The sequence below is a fragment of the Cohnella sp. SGD-V74 genome (genome assembly GCF_003001675.1).
Lineage (GTDB): Bacteria > Bacillota > Bacilli > Paenibacillales > Paenibacillaceae > Cohnella.
Map to the genome: position 1 here is coordinate 95,243 of NZ_PVYW01000016.1, position 19,991 is coordinate 115,233.

Here is a 19,991-nt window from a genome sequence, read left to right on the forward strand (position 1 = left end):
CGAAGATGGAAATGCTGGCGGCGGTCATGAGAGGAACGAATCAACCGCTTTCGATAGAAAAGGTGGAGCTTGCCGCGCCGAAAGCCGGAGAGGTGCTCGTTAAGGTGCTGGCGACGGGCGTCTGTCACAGCGATTTGAACGCGATGGAGGACGAGACGACTCCGGTGCCGACGATTCTCGGTCATGAGGGAGCGGGCGTCGTCGTCGAGGTCGGTCCGAACGTGCGGACGGTGAAGGTCGGGGATAAGGTGGCGCTGAGCTGGGTGCCGTTCTGCGGCACTTGCGAGTTTTGTCAGACGGGGCAAGTGAACCTGTGCGAATCGGCGTTCGGTCCAATGTTCGCGGGAACGCTGCTTGACGGCACGTCCAGATTGAGCCGGAACGGAGAGCGGTTGTATCATAATTCGCTGCTCAGCACGTTCGCGGAGTATACGGTCGTGCCGGAGATGAGCTGCGTGAAAATGCCGGACCATATGCCGATGGCTCAGGCATCGCTGATCGGCTGCGGCGTGGCGACGGGTTACGGAGCGGCGGTGCGGGCGGCGCAGGTGAAGCCGGGCTCGACGGTGGCCGTATTCGGCATCGGCGGCGTCGGCGTAAATGCGATCCAGGGCGCGCGGATCGCGGGGGCGAGCCGCATCATCGCGTGCGACCTGAAGCCGCAAAACCTGGAGATCGCGCGAAAGTTCGGCGCGACCGACGTCGTGAACGTCGGCGAAGTGGACGCGGCCGAGGCGCTGAAGGAACTGACTGGCGGCTTTGGCGTTCATTATGCGATCGACTGCTCCGGCAACACGATGGCGGCCCAGTCCGCCTGGAAAGGCACGCGCAAAGGCGGCACGACGGTCGTCGTCGGCGCGTTTAATCCGAAGAAGGAGCTGGCGCTGCCGGCTGGCGGGTTTCACCGCGTCGGCAAAATTCTCAAAGGCAGCTTCTACGGGGACGTGCATCCGTTCCGCGATTTCCCGGCCATCGCGCAATTGTACCTGGACGGCAAGTTCCAGCTCGACGAGCTGGTGCTGGACCGGATTCCGCTGCAGGATATCAATCGCGCGATCGACGGGTTCCATGATCCTTGCTGCGTGAACGTCGGCCGAACGGTCGTTGAATTCGGAGGTGAAGCGCGGTGAGCGGATTCGATTTTGCGGCGAGAACCCGGGTGGCTTACGGCGTCGGACGAGTTAAGCAATTGGCGGAGGATGTAAAAAGTTTAACCGGCGGCGGAAACGAAGCGGTGCTCGTCACAGATCCGGGATTGGTCAAAGTCGGCGTGGCGGACGAAGTTCTGGCCGCTCTGCGGGAGGGCGGCGTGGAAGCTGTGTTGTTCTCGGATGTGCAGAGCGATCCGACGAGCGCTTCCATCGATGCGGCTGCGGAGGTCATTCGCGCTTCGAAAGCCTCTTGTGTCATCGGCCTCGGCGGCGGCTCGGCGATGGACGTGGCCAAGCTGGCTTCGCTGGTCGCGGGAGCGGAGCACCCGACGGAGCATTATGCGTTGATGGCGAATCCCTTTGCGCCGAAGATGATCAAGACGATTATGGTGCCGACGACGTCCGGGACGGGAGCGGAAGTGACGAGCACGGTCGTGTTCTCGAATTCGGAGAAGCGCAAAGTGTGGGGCTGGGACTACGATCTCGCGCCGGACTTGGCGGTGCTCGACCCGACGCTGAGCGTGGCGCTGCCTCCTCATCTGACGGCGGCGACGGGGTTAGATGCGCTGATCCATGCGCTGGAGGCGGTTGCCGGCAAGCGCGGCAACGCGATGATCGAGGCTGTCGGCCTGCAAGCGATTCGCATGATCTCGGACAGCTTGCTGACAGCGATTCGCGAGCCGGGCAACCTGGAGGCGCGCGGCCGGCTCAGCATCGGCTCGATGCTGGCGGGCATGGCGATCGAGCAAGGCGGAACTGGCATCGCCCACTGCATCGGGCACGCGCTCGGCACGCTGGCGCGCGTACATCACGGCCGCGCGGTGGCGATTGCGCTATACCATACGTACGATTGGAACATCGCGGGCAATGAAGCGACTCTCGCGAATATTGCCCGGGCAATGGGGGCGGTAGAGAACGCCTCCGCTGGCCTGGAAGAGCAAGCCCGTGCCGGCGCAGCGTTCTATCGGCGCCTGGTCGAGCAGTCGGGGCTGCAGCTGTCGCTGACTGACGAAGGCTTGACGCCGGCCGACGCGAGCCGCCTCGCCGAGACGATGGCTTCCGCCGAGAACGCGCCGATGCGCAACAACAACTGCCGCTACGCTTCGGACGAGGATCTCGCCCGCTTTGCGGAGCAGTTGCTTGCGCAAGCTTAAGGCGCGCGGGCCGATTGAAAGCAGAGTTAACGGTCCGCCAGACCGTTAACAGAGGCAAAAGCGCCGGAACCTCCGGTCTAACGGTCCGCCAGACCGTTGAACACGCAAGCCCGCGATAAGACAACAACGCGAGGGGCTGTCCCAACGGCTTACGGGGATAGTCCCTTTGCTATCCGAAGAGGTGCGGCGGATGACGGTCATTTTATCGATTATAGCTCTGCAAATTACGTACGTCAGCATGCTGTCCATCCGCTTCATCCTGATGGTCAAGGGCGTCCGGTACGTCGCCTCGATGATGAGCGCGGTCGAGATCGGCATCTACGTCATCGGTTTTAAGCTTGTTCTCGACAATCTGGACAATCCGATCAACCTGATCATCTACTGCCTGAGCTACGGTGCAGGCGTGCTGCTTGGCATCAAGATCGAGGAACGGCTGGCGATTGGCTATATTACGGTGCAGATTACGACGAAGGAGGAGATCGGCCATTTGGCCGATCACCTGAGAGCCCGAGGCTACGGAGTGACCCGTTGGCCGGGCGAGGGTCGGGAGGGCCGCCGATGGGTGCACAACGTCGTGCTTCCGCGCAAGCAGCAGCAGAACGTGTACAGGGAAGCGCTCGCGATCGACCCGAACTGTTTTATCGTTAGCTATGAGCCGAAGCTTTTTCACGGGGGCTTCATGACCCGGAAAATGTAACCGGCGAACACCGACTGGAGGAACGAAGATGGGACAACATCAGATGAAGGAAATGGGCGGAAAAAGCGTGATCATCCGTCTGGACATCAGCGGCGACCGGATGAACTTCGGGCTCGTCGCCAACATCGTATCCAGCCTGGGCGGCGACATCGTCGCCATCGATACGATCCATATCGGCAACGAAGGCAGCGTGCGGGACATGACGGTGAACGTCGTGGACGCGTCGGGCATCCAGCTCATTCTGGAGGCGATCGGCAAAATTCCGGGCATCCGCGTCGTGAACACGTCTGACCGGACGTTCCTGCTCCACTTGGGCGGGAAGATCGAGGTCACGCCGAAGGTAACGATCCAGAACCGCGACGACCTGTCGCGCGTCTACACGCCGGACGTTGCCCGGGTATGCGCGGCCATTCAGGAAGACCCGGACAAGGCGTTCTCGCTGACGGTCAAGCGCAACACGGTCGCGGTCGTCTCCGACGGCACCGCCGTGCTCGGTCTCGGAGACATCGGACCGAAGGCGGCGATGCCGGTCATGGAAGGCAAGGCGATGCTGTTCAAGCAGTTCGCGGGCGTCGATGCGTTCCCGATCTGTCTGGAGACGACGGACCCGGACGAGATCGTCCGCACGGTCAAGGCGATCTCGCCGGCATTCGGCGGCATCAACCTGGAAGACATCTCTTCGCCGAGATGCTTCGAGATCGAAGAGCGTCTCCGCGAGGAACTCGACATTCCCGTCTTTCACGACGATCAGCACGGGACGGCGGTCGTCACCTATGCGGGCCTGATCAACGCGCTGAAGATCGCGGGCAAGACGCTTGCGGACGCGACCGTCGTCGTCTGCGGAATTGGCGCGGCCGGCGTGGCAATCAGCAAAATCCTGCTGTCCGCGGGCGTGAAGGAACTGATCGGCGTCGACAAAGAGGGAATTCTCGTTCAAGGGGAGACGTATTCGAATCCGGTGAAAACGGCGTACGCCGAATACACGAACCCGAATCGCAGAACCGGCACGCTCCGGGACGCGCTTGCCGGCGCGGACGTATTCGTCGGCGTATCGGCGGGAGGCATGCTGTCCAGGGAGGACGTGCAGCGAATGGCGCCGAATCCGGTCGTGTTCGCGATGGCCAATCCGTCTCCGGAGATTCTGCCGGGCGACATCGACGATATCGTGGCGGTCGCCGCGACAGGCCGCTCGGACTATCCGAACCAGATCAACAACGTGCTGTGCTTCCCCGGCATTTTCCGGGCGGTGCTTGATTGCCGGGCGACGACGATCAACGAGGAGATGAAGCTTGCCGCGGCGGAGGCGATCGCGTCGGTCATTCCGGACGACAAGCTGAGCAAGTATTACATCATTCCGAGCGTCTTCGACCAGTCGGTCGTGGAGCGGATTCGCGACCGCGTCGTTCGCGCGGCGATGGCATCCGGGGCGGCGAGAAGAATTCCGAAGGAGTACCGGTAATCCGCAACCGGCTCCCCGGAACGCGACTGATGATCCGGACCCGATTCTTCCGGAATGAGGCAGTTGACCCGAACCCGATCTCTCCAGAATGCGACGCAGATCTCTCCAGGATGCAGCCGATAGCCGCACTTATCGACAACTTCGCGAAAAGTTCGCCGGTTCTCTTGAAAAATAAGCGATTTCGGTGCAAGATGAAGCAAGATAGATATGGCGATACGAGGAGCTGACTGCGGTTGTTTTTGCATTTTATACAGGAGAGGGAACAGCGGGAAGCCTTCTTGGAATTGGCTCACGCCGTCGCCAACGCGGACGGTTTCGTCAGCGGCAACGAAAAGCGGTATTTGCAGTCCGTATGCTCCGAGCTGGGGCTGGAAGACCACTTGCGAATCGTTCCGCCTTCAAGAGAACTAGAGGAAGTTTTGTCCGAAATCCGGGATCGTCGGGTGCAGCATCTCTTTTTCCTGGAAATTCTGCTGCTCGCCTACGCGGACGGAGATTATAGCGACGAGGAAAAGCAGATCGTCATGGACATGAAGCGGGCGTTCGATATTCCGGACGAGACGTACGAAGCGTTCAAATCGTGGGCGATCTCGTACGATCGGCTCAGAACGCAAGGCATGCAGCTCATATTAAATCCGATCGATTGATGAAGAGCCGCCGGGGCTTGCCCCCGCGGCTCTTTCCTATTAAAGGACGGCCGGCTCGGTCGCGCGGTCGGTCGACATTCGGATGCCGACGAGCAGGCTGCGAGAGATGAGGCCGGCCATGTTCATAACGAGGTGCAGCCGGGTGCTTTGCAGAGCTTGGTACCCAAGCAGCCCTCCGATGTTCACGATGCCGGATACGTGAATATCTCCGACGGGCGGCAGCTGCTTGTTCACACCCGCGCCCGGTCGAAGCGGGCCGTCCCCGATCACGACGGCGCCGATGCTGGACGCTTGTCCGAGACAGGCGTCGATGCCGATGACGAACGGGTCGTCGAACCGGAAAGAGAGCTTGTCCATCGTATCCGCCAGGTTCATGGCGTGAACGGGATTTTCCAGCGTGCCGAAAATCTCGAATTCAGGAGAACGGTACTTGCCGAGCAGCGTGCCCGTCAGCGGGCCGAGCGAATCTCCCGTACAGCGGTCCGTTCCGATGCAGACGACAACGATGCGCCTGTGCGGCGAAAGCCGGTTGAAATACGCGCCGAATTTGCTCGCCAACCGCATCGAAGCGGCCGGATCGGTGTGGGCGACGTAGTAGGGCATGGGCAGAATGGACATTCCTTCACCTCGTTAAGCAGGCATATTGGGCTGATCAATCGAGCTATAAATGAATGATACATTATGTATCGAGAAAAGGTTGTCGGTTTATCGCTCGCTTGCGACGCAAGTTGCGCGGTCGTTCGACAAGGCCGACATGCCGCGAAGCCGAGCACGCAACGATCGATCATCCGCTCGACAACCGTACTTTCTCTCCAACCCCCGGCGTCCCGCGTCAACGACGAAGTCGTGACGGAGACTTGAAGCGAACCGATTCACAGCCCATCGTTCATGCTGTAAACTGTTGGTGAATGAGGTTGGGCGGGAGGATGCAGATGAAATGGACGCTGAGGACGGCGGCCGTCCTGTGGCTTATGCTGCTTGCGGGCGAAGGGGTCGCGGGAGCTGCAGCGGGGAAGCCGGAAGCGCTTGACGGCGTGCTGAATCTGGAGGGCTATTCGTTCGAACGGGACGGCGAACTCGCATTAAGCGGCGAATGGGAGCTTTACTGGCAGGCGCTGCTGGAGCCCGGAGCTTTCGCCGATGCCGTTCCCGCGGGTTATGCCCGGGTGCCGGGCACCTGGAACGATCAGAAGCTGGACGGAGTCGATCTGTCCAACCAAGGGTACGCCACCTATCGGCTTGTCGTGAGACTTGATCGGGAATACGACGCGGAGTCCCAAGACAGCGCGATGATGTCGGTGCGCATTCCCGGGGCGGCTTCGGCTTACAGGCTGTGGATTAACGGCAAGCCGATCGCTTCCGTCGGACAAGTCGGTATCGACGCCGCGGCTTTATTTTGCCGGGGTCTGCTTTATGATTCTGCTTCGCACGCTATCGGTAGGAGGATGGAAGCGGGACTGCGGGCGATCGCTACCTGCTGACGACGGCCGCTCATCTGAACAACGTGCGCAGCAAGCTCGGCAGCAGCTTCAAGCTTGCCGGAGACATCGATCTCAACGTATCTCCTTACAATACGGGCGAAGGATGGATGCCGATCGGGGCGTTCGATCTGTTCGGGGATACGGCGGCAACGAGCTTTACCGGCACGTTCGACAGAGCCGGATTCGTCATCTCCAATCTGTATATGAACCGTACGAAATCCATCTCCGCGCTGTTCGCGCAAATCCAGGGAGCCGCGGAGCTGACCGACGTGCGTCTGGTGAACGGGAATGTTACGGGCGATACGTACATCGGAGCATTGGTAGCGGTTCAGAAGCAAGGAACGATCCGAGGTGTTCATGCGGCGGGAGTCCTGCGGTCAATCCGAGCCGACGATACGAACAGCTTGGGCAGACTGGTCGGCTCGCAGTGGAGCGGTCTTATCGCGGAAAGCTCGTTCGTGGGGCTGATCGACGGCAGCGGTTATTACGTTGGGGGCTTGGTCGGGTATCGCGACGGAGGGACGATCTCAGGCAGCTATTCCTCCGCCGAGGTAAGAGGGGCGGCTTGCGTTGGCGGACTCGTCGGCTACAGCGAAGGCGGAGCGCTGTCCGACAGCTATGCGACCGGCGAAGTGGATGCGACTCCGGACAACGGCGGCCTGATCGGCATAATGAAGCGAAGCAGAGGGCTCCAAGAGACGAAAGTCTCCGGGCGTCCTTTTATTTAACATTGCGTAACTAGTCAAACTAGGAACAACTAACCGGTGAAAGTCCGGCGGAAGTAAGAGAAATCCGTATTCGAAAGAAAGCGGCAAGGTTGGCGGAGGATAAAGCTCTACTTCATTCGGCAAAACGAGTTCGTTGATTCAGCCGGGCGATCATCCCTTCTTGGCTAGAAAAGTCAAGAAGAGCAATGAATCCGCATCGTTTCAAAATCAACCTTCCATTTGGCTTTCATCATAAAATCAATGCCAAGTATTCCATCGACAACTGAATGCTCCGGTCGTTATGTATTAATGTTAAAGAGACAACTGGCAATCCATTGTGGAGACGTATGTTCATGTGTGTTGCCGCACTCCTGAGAAAATTTCTTCTACGACCTCTACATCGGTTCGGCTGGTATGGAAAACGTACAGCTCTCGTGAGGGATACAGCTTGTGAAAGTGTTTGTATCCGCTCCAGGCTTCTTGTGGAGTGTTGTACTCTTGTATAACAGTCAAGTCCTCAAGATGGCGTAAGTGATTGTTTGAACTTGCTTTTAAAGCCTCTACCAATACAAAACAGCTCGGATGTTGTCCCATAATTTGTTCCCATTTCATCAGCCTCACCTCGCTTGATCGTTTGATTTTATTATAGCATAAGTGCTTGATTACATTTCAGGCATGATTCCTTGCGCAATAACTGGTACAGAGGCGAGCGATGCGTGGCTCCAAGCTGTTTCCAGTTCGTTTTTTCGTGTCTGAGAATTGTCCGGAGCTACGCTGCGGTACTTCTCAAACTTTTTTCACCCCACAGCAAACTTTCCGCTTTTTCGCCGGGTAATACTTGTAGTGAGCGTTCAAAAAGTTCGGTTTTCAGCACCGAGAAGGTTGGATGAAGACCGGAGATGAGGAACGGTCGTAAAGCGTAGTGGAAGCTACGTGAGCACCGGAAGAACCGGCTGAATTCAAGATTCGATGTCGAGTATGCATCCTGGGATGCTTCGTGATCAAAATCGGACTTTTTGAACAACTGCTTATAGAACAGCAGGAAAGAGGGGATTCGAGTGGACAACCGGTTGATCGAACGCATTCTCCAAGGAGACCGCAACGCGTTTCGGTCGCTGTACGACGAATATTTCGACTATGCGATGCGCACCGCCAAGCTCGTGACCAAGAACGGGGAGTGGGCGAAGGACGCGGTGCAGGAAACGTTTCTCCGGGTATACCGGAACGTCTGGCAGTACGACGGGAGCAAACCGTTTAAGCCATGGTTCTACTGTATTTTGCTCCGCGAGTGCTACAGGGTGATGGAACGGGAGAAAAAGGTGGTGCCGTTCGGAGAGCAGCTTGAGAAAATCGCCGTCGAGCAGAAGCTGCCCGATGTTTCGGTGGACGTGTACGAGGTGCTGCAGACGTTGGACGACTTGTACCGCATTCCGCTCATTCTGAAATATTTGCACGACTACAGCGAGAAGGAAATCGCCGACATGCTCGACGTGAACGTGAATACGCTGAAATCGCGCTTGCTCAAGGGACGGGAAAAGATGAAGAAAGGGCTGGGGGGCGAACGCTATGGAACGGAATCTTAAAGACAAGCTGCTGGAGAAGAGCCGTTACGCCGAGGAGACGAAAGAGGAAGTATGGGACCGGATCGAAGCGATGCTGGACAGCGAGCCGGCGGCGCCGACGAGAATGGAAACCAGGTCGCGGACAACGAGAAAACAGACGAAGAGGAGCGATCGAACGATGAGAACGCTGAAAATAACGATGGGAGTCGCCGTCTTTATTATGGCATTCGGAGTATTTCTGGCGATGCCGGCCGGTACGGCTTTTATGAAGGACGTCAAGGAATGGTTTGCGCCGGAAAAGAAAGTCGAGGTCGAAGTGGAAGGCCAGAAGGAAGAGACGGATCAGAAGCTGCATCAGAACGAGGAGAGTAAATATATCATTTACTACGACCAGGAGCGCTACAAGCTCGTTCAGGAGAACGGCAAGGACGTCATTACGACGAAGGAGCCGCTGCCCGAGCGTTATCCCGAAGTATCGATGACGATCGAGCAGGTTAAAGACGAGAAGCCCGAAGATCTGATCAAGCGGCTGAGCAGCGAGCTGGCCGGCAAGTACGAGGATGTGCGCGAGGTCGAAAAGGTGTCGGATCCTGTGCAAGGCTACATGGTTCGGGCGCTGGCCGGGAAGGAATGGGACAGCGAAGTCGTCGTCATCTACGTCGTCGACAATCAGAAGCAGGGCAGCTTCACGATTACCGAGAAATACTTCCTGGAAGCTGCGGAAGGTCACGGCGCCCGGTTCCATCAGATGCTGAAGGAGTTCAAGGTGCTGGCGGAGTAACGTTGAAAAGAAGCCCTCCCCGGGTGGTCCCGGGGAGGGCTTTCGCGCGCTGGTGACGGCAACGCGTTGCGGAGTTCTTTTGGCGGATCAGATAGGCCCCCCGACTCTCCAAACTAGATCAGCCTGCGAGCCGTGACGAATCTCTTTTTCCATTTTTCGTCGAAATCGTCGAAGTGGACGCCCTTGACCTTGGAGAAGGTGTGCAAAATCCGGTTGTCGCCCGCATAGATGCCGACGTGTCCGATCTCCAGCCCGCGCGCTCCGAAAAACAGCAAATCCCCGACGCGAAGCTCGTCCAAACCAACCGCCCGGCCTTCCTTCGCCTGATTGTACGAGACGCGCGGCAGGTCGACGGACAGCACTTCCTCGAAGACGTGGTGCACGAAGGAGGAGCAGTCGAACGTGTCGGTCTGGCCGAGCGCCGCGCCGAACTCGTAAGGCGTGCCTATGTACTGCGAGCCGAAGGCAATCAATTCGTCTCCCTGCAGCTTGGCAAGTGTCGGGCTCTCGTAATCGGTGTACTGCGGCTTGGCCGAGACGAAGCCGATCCGGTCGTCCTGCGTGCGCACTTCCAGCCATTTCGCGTCGATCTCGCGGAGCACCTGGATTTTCTCGCCCTTGGCGAGCATGCCGCGGATCGGAGTATCGGAGGCGGCGTCGGGCGCGGCGCGCAGGTTCACGCCGTAGGTGACGGAAGTACGGAACTCCCGAACGGTGGAGATCGTAATGTCGTTGGCGTAGGCGTGCCACTGCACGACGTTGCCGAGCGTTTCGCCGATGAAGCGAAGCGGCAGCATCGCCGTTCCGTTCACGATGGCGCCCGGCTGGGACAGCGGGATCGATTTGCCGTTCAAGGATGCCGTTGTATCTCCGATTCGGTATGTAAACAGGATGCCGTCCTTGATCGCGCTCACCGTCTGCGCGGCGTTCGACCAGGTCACCTCGGCGCGCTGCGCTTCGAAAATCGCCCTCATCGGCACGAGCGTCGCGCCTCCGACGACGATCGGATCGGCGGCTAGCGCCAGCTTCTTTCCGTCTACGTAAATATCGGGAGCGCCGCCTTGAGCCGCCGCATGCGCATGCGCGGGCAGCGCTTGTCCGAGGAGCAGGCCCAGCAGGGCGATTGCTCCGATTCTGGTTAACATGTTGCCGTCCTTCTCCCTTCGTCCTAAGTCTTACTATGTTTGACGCTGGGAGGGAACGGTAGGTTGTGTGGAAAATGGTGGGCGCGAAGCGGAGCGGGCTCCATCGGCGGACAGAAGCGATTCCGAATGACGGATGTCGAGATGCCCTTGCTCCGCTTCGCGCCGCCGCTTCAAACGGCGCTCGTCAGAGAGAAAGAACTGCAGGGGAGACGACGCTCCAGCGTTTGGCCGAGCACTTGAGCGAATGCCGGTTCGCCGGCGGTGGGAATGACCCAGACGGTCATATCCGACAGCTTGGATCGGGGAAGGCGATAGTCGCCGGATAACGGAATCGGCATCCGGTTCAGAATACCCCTCTCGGGAGCGATTTCCAGCCGGATTTGCCCGTGAACTTGGAACAGATGACTGAATCCGGTCGATTCGGCGGCCGTCCAGCGGATCGATTCGATCCGTTCCACCGAGAACCAGATTTCCTTGCCTTGCGCGTCGGCTAACCGGATGCGGTCCAGGCACAGATTTCTTTCGCTGAGTTGGCACATGGCGAGCTCGAAAGCTCTTGTTTTGCCGGGGGCTCTTACCCGAAGAGCGAACGCGACGTTAAGCACGGCAGAGTCCAAGTACGTGTTTCTCATCATTTTTACGGTTTCTTGCTCCTTCAGCGAGTGAATTTTCATACGGTTTTCATCATACCGAGTTGCGGGCGAGAAGGGTGTTGGATTGTCGGGGGAGAACATTGCTATTTTCATCGAACGAAGGCGGATGGGATCGACTGAAGGAAAAAGTAGATTTGAATTTAAATAATCATATATAATTAAAATTATTGAAATTTTATTTCGAAATTTCGTTGACGAAAAAATCGGCCCGGATTATGATTACGACAGAAATGTGCCGGGTGAGCGTAGGGGGCTGGCGATGAGTATGGACGAGAATGGGAACGTTTACGGAAAGCGATACCGCGAAGCAAGCGCGCGCGAAGGCGCCGGGGGCGTCCGCCGCGCGGTAGGTTTAATGTCGGGCACGTCGGTGGACGGAATCGACGCGGCGGCGATCGAGATTCGGGAGGGAGAAGGAGGCCGGCCGCAAATCCGGCTGCTTGCTTTCGAGAATACTCCGTATCCGGCGGACGTGAGAGCGGAAATTTTCGCGCTGTTCGAGCCTTCCGCCGCGACGGTCGACCGGGTCGGGCGTCTTAACGTGCTGCTGGGCGAGCTCTATGCGGAAGCGGCGTTGTCGGCGATCCGGCAGGCCGGCCTGAAGCCGGAGGAGATCGCGGTCGTCGGCTCGCACGGCCAGACGATCTATCACGCTCCCCAGCCGTTCTCGAGCCATGGCTACGATCTGCGCTATACGGTACAGATCGGCGAAGGAGCGGTTATTGCCGCCCGGACGGGCATTCCTTGCGTATCGGATTTCCGCGTTGCGGACATGGCTTGGGGCGGGCAGGGGGCGCCTCTTGTCCCCTTTACGGAATATTTGCTGTACGGAGAGTCGGACAGAACGCTGCTGCTGCAAAACATCGGCGGCATCGGGAACGTTACCGTCCTGCCCGCGGCGTGTTCGCCCGAGGAAGTGTACGCCTTTGATACCGGACCGGGCAATATGCTGATCGACGGCGTCGTGTCGCGGCTGTTTCCGGGCATGTCGATGGACGTCGGCGGGGCGATCGCCAAGGAAGGGCGTGTCGACGAGGAACTGCTTGGGCGCTTGCAAGAGGAGCCTTATTATGCGCAGCCGCTTCCGAAGTCGACCGGACGGGAGCTGTTCGGCACGGCGTACGTCGACAAGCTGCTCGCCTATGGAGAAGAGCGCGGCTTGTCGGCAAGCGATCTTGCGGCTACGGTGACGAGGCTGACGGCATGGTCGATCGGGGACGGCTATCGGCGCTTCATCCGTCCGAAGCATGCGGCGGACGCGATGATCGTCGGCGGAGGCGGCAGCTACAATCCGACGTTGATCGGCATGCTGAAGGAGGAACTGGAACCGATGGGCGTCGAGGTGCTGACGCAGGAGGACATCGGTCTGAGCAGCGACGCCAAGGAAGCGGTCGCCTTCGCGCTGCTCGCGGATTATGCCGTCGCCGGCAGGCCGAACAGCCTTCCGGGAGTGACGGGGGCTAAGCGGGCGGCCGTTCTCGGGAAGATTTCTTATTAGCAGAGGCAGAGACGGGAGGAAGAAGATGATACGCAACGGAATCGACTGCATCGACAATTACGCCCATCTGTTCGCGGGGAAGAAGCTGGGGCTGATTACGTCGCCGACCGGACTGACCGCCGAGCTGGAATCGACGATCCGCGTGCTGCACGAGAAGTTCGAGCTTGCCGCCCTGTTCTCGCCCGAGCACGGCGTGCGCGGCGACCGCCAAGCGGGCGCTCTGGTCGACGACTATATAGATCCGTTTACCGGCGTTCCGGTCTACAGCCTGTACCGCGGAGATTCCAAGCGGCTTACCCCGGAGATGCTGGACGCGGTCGATATGGTCGTATACGATATTCAGGATGTGGGCGTGCGCTATTATACGTTTATCTACACGATGCTCTACGCGATGGAGGATTGCGCCAAGGCGGGCAAGCCGTTCGTCGTGCTGGATCGGATAAACCCGCTGGACGGCGCGACGGTGGAAGGCAACGTGCTGCTGCCCGAATACCGTTCGTTCGTCGGCAACTATTCGCTGTGCGTGCGTTACGGATTGACGGCCGGCGAAGTGGCGACGATGGTCAACGCCGAGACAGGCTTGAACGCGCAATTAAGCGTCGTGCGCTGCGAGGGCTGGGAGAGGGAAATGCTGTTTCCGGAGACCGGACGCATCTGGGTTCCGCCTTCGCTCGGCGTGCCGCGCTTCGAGACGGCGCTGCTCTATTCGGGCACATGCCTGTTCGAAGGGACGAACGTGTCGGAGGGCCGCGGCACGACGTCTCCGTTCGAGATCGTCGGCGCGCCGTTCGTTCGGGCGGAGGAACTGGCGGAGGAGATGAACCGCAAGGAGCTGCCTGGCGTTCGCTTCCGTCCCGTCTATTTCAAGCCGACGTTCTCCAAGCACGAAGGGGAGCTGTGCGCGGGCGTGCAGCTTCACGTGACGGACTTCCGGGCGCTCCGGCCGCTGGAGACCGGGGTTCGGTTGATGTACGAGCTGAAGCGGCGGCACGAGCAGTTTGCGTTTTTGCCTCCCGTGCGGGAGAACGGCAGGCCGTTCATCGATTTGCTCGGCGGCGATCGCGCGTATCGGGAGGAGAACGACGAGGAAGCGCTGCTGGAGCGGTTCCGCGAGGAGAGCCGCGCGTTCTCCGAACGCAAGCAGGCGTATCATCTTTACTAAGAGGAGTGGCAGCGAATGGGATACGTGGCGGGAATGGACGGAGGCGGGACGAAAACGGCGCTGACGATCGCCGACGAACGGGGCGAAGCCGTTCATCGTTTCGTCTCCGGACCGATCAATTTCAACGGTCAGGACGAGGCGAGCATCCGCCGCAGCTTCGAGGAGATGTTCGCCGAGATCGGGCGTGTATGCGGCGGGCTGGCGAACTGCGCGCGAATCTGCATCGGCGCGGCCGGCGTCAGCAATCCGACGGTCGTCTCGCGGATGACGGAGCTCGTTCGGTCGTGCGGCTACGAAGGCGGGCTGATTATCGCGGGCGACCATGAGACCGCGCTGCGCGGCGCGCACGAGAGCCCGCACGGCATGATCCTGATCGCGGGCACCGGCTCGATCTGCTTCGGCCGGAACGAAGCGGGAGCGGAGCATCGCGCAGGAGGCTGCGGCTACCTGATCGACGACGAAGGGAGCGGCTACAGCATCGGTCGCGAGCTCCTCTCCGCCGTCGTCCGCGCCAATGACGGCCGCCTGCCGCCCACGTCAATCACCTCCTTGGTGTACGAGCGGCTCGGTATCGATTCGGTTCGGCAGGTGATCGGCTTCGCGCACGACAAGACGACGAACAAGAAGGACATCGCCGCTCTGGCCCCGCTGCTGTCGGAGGCTTGCGCGATCGGAGACGCGGCGGCGATGGCGATCGTTCGTAAGAGCGCCGCAGCTTTGCGCGAGCTGGTCGCTCCCGTGGCGGAGAGGCTGTCCCTGCAAGGCGGAAATCTGGCTTTGGCCGGCAGCGTGCTGCTGCGCAACGACGAAGTGCGAGCCGAACTGCTCGGCCTGCTGAATCGGGACTTCCCCGACATGATCGTCTATCCCGCGAAGAAGGAAGCTTCCTGGGGAGCCGTGCTGATGGCCATGTCGTAGACGGCGGAATCGGATCCAATCTTTTATACGCAACTTAACAGGACTGCTCTTTCATTATTCCGATAATGCAAGAAGCGGTCTTTTTCTGTAATTTTTTTCTGAATCACCTCCGACAAAAACGCAATTTTGCGTCTTGAGGACGCCAAAGCCGTTTTTGCTTGATTGGGAAATTTGGTATACATTAAAAAAATAAGTTGGATTCGGCCTGAAAATGTTCAAATGTATGCGGCTTCCGGCATCTCTTTCTTCGAGGGGCGGCAGGAACAGGGGAGAATCGGGATGAGAGACGGGAACGGGCTTGATCCGGACGTTGCAAACAACGCGGAGGAGGCGAAGGAAAGCGCGGACCTCGGAACGGAGCTGGCTGAACGGGCGCGGGCAGGAGATACGGAGGCGTTCGGGGAGTTGATCGAGCGGCATCGGGGCCGGGCCAAAGGCTGGGCCGAGCGAATGACCGGAGATCCGCACCTTGCCGACGATATCGTGCAGGACGCGTTGATCCGCGCCTTTATGCACATCGGATCGCTGCAAGAGGCGAATCGCTTCCTGCCTTGGCTGCACCGGATCGTCCGGAACCAGGCGAACATGCGTTTAAGGCGCGGCGGACCGCATCGCAGAGAGAAGCCCTTCGCCTCGTTCGAAGCGAGGGAGCGAGACGGAGGAAGCGTCGATTGGGACAACCTGGACAGCATTCTGGATCATCTGACGAGTTCGGCCGGCCAAGCCGCGATGAAGGAAGACGATCCTGCCGAGCATCTTATGCGCAAGGAGATGTACGAGACGATCCATTCGGTGCTGCACTGCTTGACGAAGAAGGAGAGGGCGATTTTTGAAGCCTACTTCTTTAAGCAGTTGAGTCCGGATGAGATCGCGGCGATGTACGGCATGACGACCGGTTCCATCTATACGTACATCCACCGTTCGCGGCAGAAGCTTCGGCAAGAACAAATTCGGGTTTCCCTTGGTCTGCTTCCCGAGAAGGGAGGGGCCGTATTGGCCAGGCATAAGATGCTGGAGCTTGCGGAATGGCCCGCGCACGCCTCCGTGCCGACGACCATGGTAGACCGGCTGGGGCATATGCTGGCGACAATGGGAGATTCGCGCGACATGGCGGAGCTGATGGGCCTGTCGGGTTTTGCTTTTCGGATGCAAATTTCCGAGAAAACGACTTTCGCGGACGGAATTTACATGTTCGATTGGCGGGAGACGCTGATTTCTTTCGCGCGGGACCTCGGGTACGAGGCCGCGCTCGTCTGCGGCCAGCTGTCCGATTTTCCTGTGCCGCTGCTCGGAGCCGTCGAGAAGTTTCCCGTCGTCCTGCCGATCGAAGAGGCGGTTCTGCCTTTTATCCGTCAAACGATCGACAGCGGAAGACCGGTTCTGTATTTCGACACGTCGGCCGCCAGACCGTTCGTTCATGAATGGTCGCTGATCTTCGGCTACGACGACGAACGCCGGGTCGTGCATCTGACCGATGTCATGTGCCCGGAAGGAAAAACGCTGAGCTACGAGGACGTTGCCGACAATCCGATTCGCTTCCTGGCCGCCTTGACTCGTCAAGCGGACCGCGATCAGACGGCGTTCCTCCCTGGCCCGCGCGACACTCGCCGGAGGCGTCTGGCAGAGAAGTCCGTCCGGTTTGCGGTGTCGTTCGCCAAGAACCGCTCGGCCTACCGCCCCATGACGTCTTATCTTTCCTACGCGACGGGGCTGGCCGCTTACGATACGTGGATCGGGCATCTGAGACGCGGTCCGGGCTCTCCTCCGAACCGGTACGGAATGGGCCATCTCGCTCACGCGTATTCCCGGACGAAAAGCTGCGCCGCCGCGTACTTGCGAACAGTCCCGTTTGAAGGGGAAGCGATGAGATTCGCCTTACTCGCTTCCGAAGCGTATGAACAGGCTGCCGAAGCATTGCGCGAGCTCGAAGAGCTGGTGCCGTTCATCAAGACGGCGGAGCTGATGCAAGCGGACCTGTGCGAACGATGCGCCGGATTGCTGGAGCAAGCGAGAACCTTCGAGGCTTCCGCGATCGGTTATTTGGAGAAAACAATCACTTATTTGGAGAAAGGAACATCCCAATGAGCAACGCTAAAAGCCTCAAAATGATGACCGAGTTTCAACATTTGGATAACCTGCTGGACGCCAAAGCTTCTTTCGAGAAGATGCATCCCGGCGTCGTCATTACGATCGAGCAGGCCGCCGATCACGCTGAATCGCACAGGGCTCTCCAATCCGACGAAGCGCCGGACATCGTCGAATCCGGGGGCTGGTCAATTTTTAACCGGAAAGGGTTGTTCGTCGATCTGCTGCCTCACGTGGAGGAGACTCCCGGGCTGAAGGAAGATTTAAACCCCGGCGTTATGAGGGTGGCGAGCAAAGACGGAGCGCTGACGGGGCTGCCGGTGGACGTCGCGCTTCCTCTGATTCTCTACAAAAGGGAGTTGTTCGACAAGGCCGGTATTCCGTACCCGCAGGAGGGCTGGACATGGGAAGAAATGATGGAGACGGCGAAGAAGCTGACGCAGCGCAACGAACAGGGGGTGGCGACCCAGTTCGGATTCGGCTTCGGAGTCGACGTCGAGGAGATCGAGCCGTTTGTTATGCGCAACGGCGGACGCTATGTCTCGCCGGATGGGACAACAGCCAGAGGTTATGCGGATCAGCTCCCTGTCATCGAAGCGTACCGAATGCTGATCGACGCCTACCGCGTGCACCGGGTCATTCGCCGGCCCGGCGAGCCGTCCGAGGCGGGAGAGCTGCACGAAGGCTTCGCCCTCATCTTCGGCTTTGCCTGGTTTGCAGGAGCGGTCGTGCGTTACGGATTGGAGGATAAGTACGGTGTCGTCGGATTGCCTCGGATGCCGGGCGGGGAGAACGCCAACATGATCTATATGGGAGCCGCGGGAATCAGCGCCAAGTCTCCGAATCGCGAGCTGGCATGGGCGTTTTTGCGCCACTACGTGCTGGAGCGTCCCGAGGCGTTCCGGCATGCGAATACGCTGCCGATCACGAAGTCGCTTGCCGAGCGGAGCGGATATACGGACAATCCGGTGTGGCGGAGATTTATCGAGGAGATGGACGTCGTGCAACCGAGCGGCTTCTATCTCAGCGAGAGATGGAATTCCTCCAGACAGCTCATCAACGAGGAAATCATCCGTATGATCAACGAAGGAGCGGACGTCGCCCAGACGATCAGAGGGTGGACGCGCTTCGGGTAAAATAAGACGCCCCGGCTCCGCGCGGCTTGCCGCTTGCGGAACCGGGGCGATTTCGTTCAGTCGGCGGGCGGCTCGATCATTTCGTGATTGGTGATGAGAAGCTTGTAGATGATTCCGTCTTCATCGATATAGCATTCGATCCAGTAGTAAGGCGTGCCTTCGGCTTCAAGCAGTTGTCCGATGACCTTGTTGTCTTCGACGAGCAATTTGAACGTATGGATGAAATCGAACGGGCCTTTACCGGGCGAGCCTTCGAACGCGTAAGCTTGCTTGGCTTGCTCCAAGCTTTTTCCGACGGTCAGTTCGCCGATCTTCGTCGCGTATCCCGATTCCGCGCTTTCCAGCACGAGCCAGATCGCTTTTCCTTCCCTGAAGCCGACGGTCAGCCCGTTGCCGTAGTTATATAGCGCAAGATCAGTAAGGCTCTCGTCATCCTTGGTTTCGGGTTCGCCCAGAATGTCCGTGATCTCCTCTTCCTTCATGCCTAAAGCGATCGTCTTGTTGGTCTGTTTGTTCGTTAGCGCGGCGTAATCCTGGGAGACGGGCTCAGGGGCTGAGCATCCGGCCATGAAAAATATAGGGACGATCATTAAAGCCAGCTTTAACTTTTCGAACAGCATGGACGATCTCCAATCCGCATGGAGTATTGTGAAGACCAACAAAGATTGATCTTCAACCTTCCTTATTCGCCAAAGCCCCTCGAAGTACCTGTTCGACTTTGCTCAGGTGCTCCGAGACGAGTTCGGTCGCGCGCTGCTTGTCGCGGTTTTCGATCGCTTCGAAGATTTGGCGATGCTCGTCCAGCAATCTCGAGGCGGTCGCTTTCTCGCGATAAAACCACAGCTCACGCGTCTGGCGGATCGATCCGGCGAAGCGGTCGGACAGCGATTCCATCAGCTGCACGAACAGCGAGTTGCCCGATGCCTCCGCGATCGCCATGTGAAAGTCCGCGTCGGCGCGCTCCCCTTCAGACGTGTCGTTGCGTTCGAGACACGATTCCATCGTCTCGATCAGCTTGCGAAGCTTGGCTATGTCCTCGGGCGTCCGTCTCTCTGCCGCGAGCGATACAGCCCCGATCTCCAGCGTTCGGCGCACCTCAAGCAGCTCGATCAGAGAGGCCGCTCCCTGAAACAGCCGCTCCGTTCCGCTTTTCGCTTCGTTCGGAAGCTCCTCCTTGACGAAAGTGCCGCCACCGTGCCGTACGTCCAGCCAGCCCATCGCCTTAAGCGCGCTGGCCGCTTCCCGTACTGTGGACCGGCCGACGCCGTACGCCTCCGCCAGCTCGACAACCGAGGGAAGGCGATGTCCCGGTTGCCACTCCCCCTCGCGAATGCGGCGCAGGATGTCCTCTGCCACCAGTTCATGCCCCTTGGGCGTTTCTATTTTCATCTGCCGCATACCCGAACCTCCCGATCCGTCTCTATATGAACTACAGCCGGCTTTTTGGCGCTCCGAGGCACTTTCTGTGCCTTGAGGCTTCGCGCCACCGCCGGGCCGGTCTGCCCCGAGGCACTTTATGTGCCTTGAGGCTTCGCGCCACCGCTGGGCCGGTCGGTCTCGAGGCACTTTATGTGCCTTGAGGCTTCGCGCGTCCGCTCGGCCGGTCTGCCTCGAGGCACTTTCTGTGCCTTGAGGCAGCGCGCGTCTGCTGGGCCGATCCGCCCCGAGGCACTTTCTGTGCCTTGAGGCTTCGCGCCACCGCTGGGCCGGTCCGCCCCGAGGCACTTTATGTGCCTTGAGGCTGCGCGCGTCCGC

Annotated in this window: 20 protein-coding genes; 14 read left to right on the forward strand and 6 right to left on the reverse strand. The window is 59.3% G+C overall.

Annotated elements, in window-relative coordinates:
- Positions 1-5: 5 nt before the first annotated feature.
- The 5 genes from B0G52_RS22900 to B0G52_RS22920 all read left to right on the forward strand — a co-directional run bounded on the left by B0G52_RS22900 (position 6) and on the right by B0G52_RS22920 (position 5,108).
- Positions 6-1,130 (forward strand): Zn-dependent alcohol dehydrogenase, encoded by a 1,125-nt coding sequence (locus tag B0G52_RS22900; protein WP_094047725.1) that lies wholly within the window; start codon positions 6-8, stop codon positions 1,128-1,130.
- The gene (locus tag B0G52_RS22905) at positions 1,127-2,305 is read left to right on the forward strand and encodes an iron-containing alcohol dehydrogenase (RefSeq protein WP_094047726.1); all 1,179 of its coding nucleotides are present in this window, start codon (positions 1,127-1,129) and stop codon (positions 2,303-2,305) included. Before B0G52_RS22900 ends, B0G52_RS22905 begins: the two co-directional genes overlap by 4 nt.
- A 190-nt stretch (positions 2,306-2,495) precedes the next feature.
- Positions 2,496-3,002, forward strand: a complete 507-nt coding sequence (locus tag B0G52_RS22910; RefSeq protein ID WP_094047727.1) for a DUF2179 domain-containing protein — start codon at positions 2,496-2,498, stop codon at positions 3,000-3,002.
- A gap of 28 nt (positions 3,003-3,030) precedes the next feature.
- Complete coding sequence (locus B0G52_RS22915) at positions 3,031-4,461, forward strand: NAD-dependent malic enzyme (protein ID WP_233162946.1); 1,431 nt, start codon at positions 3,031-3,033, stop codon at positions 4,459-4,461.
- 233 nt (positions 4,462-4,694) lie between these two features.
- The gene (locus B0G52_RS22920) at positions 4,695-5,108 is read left to right on the forward strand and encodes a TerB family tellurite resistance protein (RefSeq protein ID WP_094047728.1); all 414 of its coding nucleotides are present in this window, start codon (positions 4,695-4,697) and stop codon (positions 5,106-5,108) included.
- Positions 5,109-5,147: 39 nt separating this feature from the next.
- Here B0G52_RS22920 and yyaC read toward each other — a convergent pair whose 3' ends face one another.
- Positions 5,148-5,726, reverse strand: coding sequence for a spore protease YyaC (yyaC, locus tag B0G52_RS22925; protein WP_094047729.1), 579 nt, complete (start codon positions 5,724-5,726; stop codon positions 5,148-5,150).
- A gap of 314 nt (positions 5,727-6,040) precedes the next feature.
- Here yyaC and B0G52_RS22930 point away from each other — a divergent pair, with 314 nt between their 5' ends.
- Both B0G52_RS22930 and B0G52_RS22935 read left to right on the forward strand, forming a co-directional pair.
- Positions 6,041-6,589, forward strand: a complete 549-nt coding sequence (locus B0G52_RS22930) for a hypothetical protein (RefSeq protein ID WP_094047730.1) — start codon at positions 6,041-6,043, stop codon at positions 6,587-6,589.
- A gap of 23 nt (positions 6,590-6,612) precedes the next feature.
- Complete coding sequence (locus B0G52_RS22935) at positions 6,613-7,317, forward strand: GLUG motif-containing protein (protein WP_094047731.1); 705 nt, start codon at positions 6,613-6,615, stop codon at positions 7,315-7,317.
- A gap of 330 nt (positions 7,318-7,647) precedes the next feature.
- Here B0G52_RS22935 and B0G52_RS22940 read toward each other — a convergent pair whose 3' ends face one another.
- Positions 7,648-7,908, reverse strand: a complete 261-nt coding sequence (locus B0G52_RS22940; protein ID WP_094047732.1) for a hypothetical protein — start codon at positions 7,906-7,908, stop codon at positions 7,648-7,650.
- Between the two features lie 446 nt (positions 7,909-8,354).
- Between B0G52_RS22940 and B0G52_RS22945 the strand changes: the two genes are divergently transcribed.
- Positions 8,355-8,879: an RNA polymerase sigma factor gene (locus B0G52_RS22945; RefSeq protein ID WP_094047733.1), complete on the forward strand. Its 525-nt coding sequence runs from the start codon at positions 8,355-8,357 to the stop codon at positions 8,877-8,879.
- The gene (locus tag B0G52_RS22950; RefSeq protein ID WP_094047734.1) at positions 8,863-9,639 is read left to right on the forward strand and encodes a hypothetical protein; all 777 of its coding nucleotides are present in this window, start codon (positions 8,863-8,865) and stop codon (positions 9,637-9,639) included. Before B0G52_RS22945 ends, B0G52_RS22950 begins: the two co-directional genes overlap by 17 nt.
- A gap of 113 nt (positions 9,640-9,752) precedes the next feature.
- Here B0G52_RS22950 and B0G52_RS22955 read toward each other — a convergent pair whose 3' ends face one another.
- On the reverse strand, positions 9,753-10,784 hold the full coding sequence (locus tag B0G52_RS22955; RefSeq protein WP_094047735.1) for a C40 family peptidase: 1,032 nt from the start codon (positions 10,782-10,784) through the stop codon (positions 9,753-9,755).
- 170 nt (positions 10,785-10,954) lie between these two features.
- A complete protein-coding gene (locus B0G52_RS22960) occupies positions 10,955-11,458 on the reverse strand; it encodes a hypothetical protein (protein WP_094047736.1) in 504 nt (167 codons plus the stop codon).
- A 238-nt stretch (positions 11,459-11,696) separates the two neighbouring features.
- Here B0G52_RS22960 and B0G52_RS22965 point away from each other — a divergent pair, with 238 nt between their 5' ends.
- The 5 genes from B0G52_RS22965 (at position 11,697) to B0G52_RS22985 (ending at position 18,236) form a co-directional block, all read left to right on the forward strand.
- The gene (locus B0G52_RS22965) at positions 11,697-12,935 is read left to right on the forward strand and encodes an anhydro-N-acetylmuramic acid kinase (protein ID WP_233162948.1); all 1,239 of its coding nucleotides are present in this window, start codon (positions 11,697-11,699) and stop codon (positions 12,933-12,935) included.
- 25 nt (positions 12,936-12,960) lie between these two features.
- Positions 12,961-14,097, forward strand: coding sequence for an exo-beta-N-acetylmuramidase NamZ family protein (locus B0G52_RS22970; protein ID WP_094047738.1), 1,137 nt, complete (start codon positions 12,961-12,963; stop codon positions 14,095-14,097).
- 15 nt (positions 14,098-14,112) lie between these two features.
- Positions 14,113-15,015 carry an N-acetylglucosamine kinase gene (locus tag B0G52_RS22975; RefSeq protein ID WP_094047739.1) on the forward strand — a complete coding sequence of 301 codons (903 nt, stop codon included), beginning with the start codon at positions 14,113-14,115 and terminating at the stop codon, positions 15,013-15,015.
- Positions 15,016-15,294: 279 nt separating this feature from the next.
- Positions 15,295-17,100: an RNA polymerase sigma factor gene (locus B0G52_RS22980; protein ID WP_158223830.1), complete on the forward strand. Its 1,806-nt coding sequence runs from the start codon at positions 15,295-15,297 to the stop codon at positions 17,098-17,100.
- Positions 17,097-18,236: an extracellular solute-binding protein gene (locus tag B0G52_RS22985; RefSeq protein WP_158223831.1), complete on the forward strand. Its 1,140-nt coding sequence runs from the start codon at positions 17,097-17,099 to the stop codon at positions 18,234-18,236. Before B0G52_RS22980 ends, B0G52_RS22985 begins: the two co-directional genes overlap by 4 nt.
- Positions 18,237-18,292: 56 nt before the next feature.
- On the opposite strand, the gene B0G52_RS22990 is transcribed toward B0G52_RS22985, so the two are convergent.
- Positions 18,293-18,856, reverse strand: a complete 564-nt coding sequence (locus B0G52_RS22990) for a hypothetical protein (protein ID WP_094047742.1) — start codon at positions 18,854-18,856, stop codon at positions 18,293-18,295.
- A gap of 52 nt (positions 18,857-18,908) precedes the next feature.
- Positions 18,909-19,634: a FadR/GntR family transcriptional regulator gene (locus tag B0G52_RS22995; RefSeq protein ID WP_094047743.1), complete on the reverse strand. Its 726-nt coding sequence runs from the start codon at positions 19,632-19,634 to the stop codon at positions 18,909-18,911.
- Positions 19,635-19,991 lie beyond the last annotated feature (357 nt).

Excerpts from the sequence above, each read along its gene's own strand:
- B0G52_RS22900 (WP_094047725.1), top strand. The coding sequence starts at position 6 with ATGGAAATGCTGGCGGCGGTCATGAGAGGAACGAATCAACCGCTTTCG.
- B0G52_RS22910 (WP_094047727.1), top strand. The coding sequence starts at position 2,496 with ATGACGGTCATTTTATCGATTATAGCTCTGCAAATTACGTACGTCAGC.
- B0G52_RS22915 (WP_233162946.1), top strand. The coding sequence starts at position 3,031 with ATGGGACAACATCAGATGAAGGAAATGGGCGGAAAAAGCGTGATCATC.
- yyaC (WP_094047729.1), bottom strand. The coding sequence starts at position 5,726 with ATGTCCATTCTGCCCATGCCCTACTACGTCGCCCACACCGATCCGGCC.
- B0G52_RS22930 (WP_094047730.1), top strand. The coding sequence starts at position 6,041 with ATGAAATGGACGCTGAGGACGGCGGCCGTCCTGTGGCTTATGCTGCTT.
- B0G52_RS22940 (WP_094047732.1), bottom strand. The coding sequence starts at position 7,908 with ATGAAATGGGAACAAATTATGGGACAACATCCGAGCTGTTTTGTATTG.
- B0G52_RS22950 (WP_094047734.1), top strand. The coding sequence starts at position 8,863 with ATGGAACGGAATCTTAAAGACAAGCTGCTGGAGAAGAGCCGTTACGCC.
- B0G52_RS22955 (WP_094047735.1), bottom strand. The coding sequence starts at position 10,784 with ATGTTAACCAGAATCGGAGCAATCGCCCTGCTGGGCCTGCTCCTCGGA.
- B0G52_RS22960 (WP_094047736.1), bottom strand. The coding sequence starts at position 11,458 with ATGAAAATTCACTCGCTGAAGGAGCAAGAAACCGTAAAAATGATGAGA.
- B0G52_RS22965 (WP_233162948.1), top strand. The coding sequence starts at position 11,697 with ATGAGTATGGACGAGAATGGGAACGTTTACGGAAAGCGATACCGCGAA.
- B0G52_RS22970 (WP_094047738.1), top strand. The coding sequence starts at position 12,961 with ATGATACGCAACGGAATCGACTGCATCGACAATTACGCCCATCTGTTC.
- B0G52_RS22975 (WP_094047739.1), top strand. The coding sequence starts at position 14,113 with ATGGGATACGTGGCGGGAATGGACGGAGGCGGGACGAAAACGGCGCTG.
- B0G52_RS22980 (WP_158223830.1), top strand. The coding sequence starts at position 15,295 with ATGAGAGACGGGAACGGGCTTGATCCGGACGTTGCAAACAACGCGGAG.
- B0G52_RS22985 (WP_158223831.1), top strand. The coding sequence starts at position 17,097 with ATGAGCAACGCTAAAAGCCTCAAAATGATGACCGAGTTTCAACATTTG.
- B0G52_RS22990 (WP_094047742.1), bottom strand. The coding sequence starts at position 18,856 with ATGCTGTTCGAAAAGTTAAAGCTGGCTTTAATGATCGTCCCTATATTT.
- B0G52_RS22995 (WP_094047743.1), bottom strand. The coding sequence starts at position 19,634 with ATGCGGCAGATGAAAATAGAAACGCCCAAGGGGCATGAACTGGTGGCA.